The following is a 4,393-nucleotide window of genomic DNA, read 5'->3' on the forward strand; positions in this document are numbered from 1 at the left end:
CCCCCCGGCGGGGTGACGGGTGGGACCTCGTCGTCGTCGGACAGGGTCCCCGCCCCCGCCGACCCGGCGGCACCCGCCGGAGGAGTCTCGCGCGACGCGGCACCCCCGCGTTGCCTGGCGTCCAGGCGCAGGAGGATGAGCGCCGCGGCGAGCAGCGCGAGGGCCAGGAGGAACCAGAACACGACCATGTCCACAGAGGGTAGTCAGCGCTGGTGGGGTTGCCCGCCAGGCACTACGGCGCTGCGTGACCTGGACGCGCCAGGGCGCCGGCAGAGGTCCGGGTTAGCGAGGACTCTCGCCCAGCGCGATCGGCCGCCTACGGTCCGCCGACCACTGCGACCACGACCCCGGGAACAGTCGCCCCGCCTCGATCCCGGCCACCTCCATCGCCGCGAGCGCATGGCACGCGTGGATGCCCGAACCGCAGTAGACCACGGTGTCCCTACCGCTGGTCACGCCCACGTCGGCGAACATCTGACGGATGCGCTCGGCGGGAAGGAACCGACCGCTCTCGTCGAGGAACGACGAGGTGGGAAGATTGACGGCGCCCGGGATGTGGCCGGCCCGCGAATCCATCGGCTCGGTGTGGCCGGCGTAGCGCTCGGCCGCGCGGACGTCGATCAGGACGCCCTCGCCGGGGCTGGCCTCCGTCTCGTCGATGTCGGCCGTGCGCATGTGATCGAGCCTGAAGGTGAAGTCGCCGCGCTCGACCGGGTTGCCCGGCCCCACCGCCAGGTCCTCGCCCTCGGCGATCCAGGCCTTGAGACCGCCGTCGAGGAGATAGACGTCCTCCTTGCCGGCCCAGCGCATCAGCCACCACGCGCGCGCTGCGGAGGTGTTCCCGGAGTCGTCGTAGATCACCACGCGGCTGTCGTTGTCCACCCCGGCGCGGCGCAGGGCGTCCTCGAAGTCGTCGGGCGAGGGCAGCGGGTGACGGCCCTCGCGGACGTTGCGCTGGCCCGAGAGTTCGGTGGGGAGATCGACGTACTGCGCACCGGGGATGTGGCCCGAGTAGTAGTGCTCGCGCCCGCGGGCGTCGCCGAGCCGCCAGCGCACGTCGAGGATCACCGGGGTGGGAAGGCTCACCACGTCGCTGATCAACTCGCGCGCCGTGACGAGGAGGGGACTGACCTGGGTGTCGGATGCGGGTGCGGTGGCTCTGGTCACGGGTCCATGGTAGTCGCGATGACGACGAGGCGGATCCCCTCATCGGGGGCTGATCCGTCACACCGGATGCACCACGGCGGTCACGCGGGTCGAGCTGGCGGACAGGATTCGCGTCGGGAGCGTTCCCGATCGCATCTCCTGTCCGCCAACTCGTGTCCGCCACCTCAGACGACGGGCGTCAGCTCAGCGTGAGCGACTCGCCGTCCTCCGCGAGCGAGACGCGCACGGTGTCGCCGTCGCGGATGTCGCCCCCGAGCAGGGCCCGGGCGAGCTTGTCGCCGATCGCCTGCTGCACCAACCGGCGCAGCGGGCGGGCGCCGTAGGCCGGGTCGTACCCGCGCCGTGCCAGCCAGCCCTTGGCCGCGTCGTCGACCTCGAGGGCCAGTCGCCGGCCCTTGAGCCGCCGCGCGAGCTCGTCGATCTGGATGTCGACGATCGACTCGAGCTGCTCCTCGCTGAGCGAGTCGAACATCACCACGTCGTCGAGCCGGTTGATGAACTCCGGCTTGAAGGCGCGCTTGACCGCATCCATCGTCTGCTCCCGCGATCCACCCGCCCCCAGGTTGGAGGTGAGCACGAGGATCGTATTGCGGAAGTCGACCGTGCGACCCTGGCCGTCGGTGAGCCGACCGTCGTCGAGCACCTGCAGGAGGATGTCGAAGACGTCCGGGTGCGCCTTCTCGACCTCGTCGAGCAGCACGATCGTGTACGGACGCCGCCGCACCGCCTCGGTGAGCTGCCCGCCGGCCTCGTAGCCGACGTACCCCGGAGGGGCACCCACCAGCCTCGAGACGCTGTGCTTCTCCGAGTACTCGCTCATGTCGATCCGGACCATGGCCCGCTCGTCGTCGAACAGGAACTCGGCGAGCGCCTTGGCCAGCTCCGTCTTGCCGACACCCGTGGGGCCGAGGAAGAGGAAGGAGCCGGTGGGCCGGTCGGGGTCGGCGACCCCGGCGCGCGACCGGCGGACCGCATCGGACACGGCCCGGACCGCCTCGCTCTGGCCGACGACCCGACGGGCGATCTCGTCCTCCATGCGCAGCAGTTTCTCCGTCTCGCCCTGGAGCATCTTGCCCACGGGGATCCCGGTCCAGGCGGAGACGACCTCGGCGACGTCCTCCGGGCCGACCTCCTCCTTGAGCATCGCGTTGGAGGCGGCGTCGTTCTCCTCCGCCTGGGCGAGCTGCTTCTCCAGCTCGGGCAGCCGTCCGTAGCGGATCTCGGCGACCCGTGCGTAGTCGCCGTCCCGCTCGGCCTTCTCGGACTCGGTGCGCAGCGCGTCGAGCTCCTCCTTGACCTTCTGCACACCCTGGATGGCGGTCTTCTCGTTCTGCCACCGGGCGGTCAGCTCGGCGAGCTTCTCCTTGGAGTCGGCGAGCTCGGACTGGAGCGCGACGAGCCGATCCTTGGACGCCGCATCGGTCTCCTTCTGCAGTGCCACCTCCTCGATCTCGAGTCGGCGCACGATCCGCTCGGCGGCGTCGATCTCCTCCGGTCGGGAGTCGATCTCCATCTTGAGCCGGCTCGCGGCCTCGTCGACCAGGTCGATCGCCTTGTCGGGGAGGAACCGCTGGGTGATGTAGCGATCCGACAGCGCGGCCGCGGAGACCAGCGCGGAGTCGGTGATCCGCACACCGTGGTGCACCTCGTAGCGCTCCTTGAGCCCGCGCAGGATGCCGACCGTGTCCTCGACGCTCGGCTCCCCCACGTAGACCTGCTGGAAGCGGCGCTCGAGGGCGGCGTCCTTCTCGATGTACTTGCGGTACTCGTCGAGCGTGGTGGCACCGACCAGGCGCAGCTCCCCGCGGGCGAGCATCGGCTTGATCATGTTGCCGGCGTCCATCGACCCCTCGCCGGTCGCGCCGGCGCCGACGATGGTGTGGACCTCGTCGATGAAGGTGATGATCTGCCCCTCGGAGGCCGTGATCTCGTCGAGCACGGCCTTGAGCCGCTCCTCGAACTCGCCGCGGTACTTGGCGCCCGCGACCATCGAACCCAGGTCGAGCGAGAGCAGGGTCTTGCCCCTGAGCGACTCGGGGACGTCGCCGTCCACGATCCGCCGGGCCAGCCCCTCCACGATGGCGGTCTTGCCCACGCCGGGCTCGCCGATGAGCACCGGGTTGTTCTTGGTGCGGCGACTCAGCACCTGGACCACGCGCCGGATCTCCGAGTCGCGCCCGATGACCGGGTCGATCTTGCCCTCGCGTGCCCGGGCCGTGAGATCCGTGGAGTACTTCTCGAGCGCCTGGTACTGGTCCTCGGGGTTCTCGGTGGTCACGCGTGTGTTGCCGCGGACCGCAGCGAACGCCTGCGTGAGCGCGTCCTCGGTGGCCCCGAGCTCGCCCAGGAGCTTGGCCGCGTCGCCCCCGGTGTGACCCGCGGCGATGCCGACCAGGACGTGCTCGGTGGAGACGTAGTCGTCGCCCATCTCTGACGCGAGGGTCTGGGAGAAACTGATGACGGCGAGGGCGTCGCGGTTGAAGTTGGGGGCGGCCAGCCCCGAGCCGGACGCGCTGGGGTAGCTCGCGGTGAGGGCCTTGGCCTGCGTGAGCGCAAGCTGCGGGTCCACCCCGCAGGCCTGGAGCAGGGGCGTGGCGATCCCGTCCTGCTGCTCGAGCAGCGCCACGAGGAGGTGGCCCGGACGGACATCCGGGTTCCCTGCCGCCGAGGCGGATTGGACGGCGGCCGACAGAGCCGCCTGGGTCTTGGTCGTGGGGTTGAACTGGCTCATCGACCGGTCCTTTCTTCGACGTATTCTTGAGCGTACTCGGGTCAATACCGGCCCACATCAGGACCGGACAGTCCGTACAACCACCCGTTAGTTGAGTCTATTCCGCTCAAGTCGGGGATTCCCGTGTGAACACCGCCACCACATCAGTATGTTCTTACTGGTACCGCGGGGACCCCTCCCCCCGCATCGACCCAGGACAGGCCCACGTTGACCCCCTCGCCCCGCCCTTTGACGTGAACAGATACCGATCCGTTCACCGGTCCGTTCACCCGGCTGTCAGCTTCTCCGCCTACCTGCTGGCGATCGCCGTGCCGCTCCTCCTGGCGCTGGCGGTCGTCGGATCCTCGCCGACCCTCCTGGCGATGGTCCCCGAGGAGCACCGCGGCACCGTCGCCTCCTTCGGCGACGGCGCAGCCCGCCTGTCAGGCGGGGACGGCGGCCTCTTCCGGCCGGCCCACGCCGATGCCGCCAACTCCACGGTCCCGGGCACGGCCG

Annotated in this window: 3 protein-coding genes and 1 pseudogene; 1 reads left to right on the forward strand and 3 read right to left on the reverse strand. The window is 70.2% G+C overall.

Features of this window, described 5'->3' with window-relative positions; all coding sequences use genetic code 11:
* The 3 genes from G6027_RS02455 to clpB form a co-directional block, all read right to left on the reverse strand.
* A partial coding sequence (locus G6027_RS02455; protein WP_182635090.1) for a hypothetical protein occupies positions 1 to 188 on the reverse strand: 188 nt, incomplete at its 3' end.
* A 94-nt stretch (positions 189 to 282) separates the two neighbouring features.
* Complete coding sequence (locus G6027_RS02460) at positions 283 to 1,167, reverse strand: sulfurtransferase (RefSeq protein WP_346995603.1); 885 nt, start codon at positions 1,165 to 1,167, stop codon at positions 283 to 285.
* A 178-nt stretch (positions 1,168 to 1,345) separates the two neighbouring features.
* Positions 1,346 to 3,898, reverse strand: coding sequence for an ATP-dependent chaperone ClpB (gene clpB, locus G6027_RS02465; RefSeq protein WP_182635086.1), 2,553 nt, complete (start codon positions 3,896 to 3,898; stop codon positions 1,346 to 1,348).
* 233 nt (positions 3,899 to 4,131) lie between these two features.
* Between clpB and G6027_RS02470 the strand changes: the two are divergent.
* Positions 4,132 to 4,393 (forward strand): annotated as a pseudogene (locus G6027_RS02470) (hypothetical protein); the annotation flags it as partial.

It is taken from the genome of Dietzia sp. SLG310A2-38A2 (assembly GCF_014145095.1).
GTDB lineage: Bacteria > Actinomycetota > Actinomycetes > Mycobacteriales > Mycobacteriaceae > Dietzia.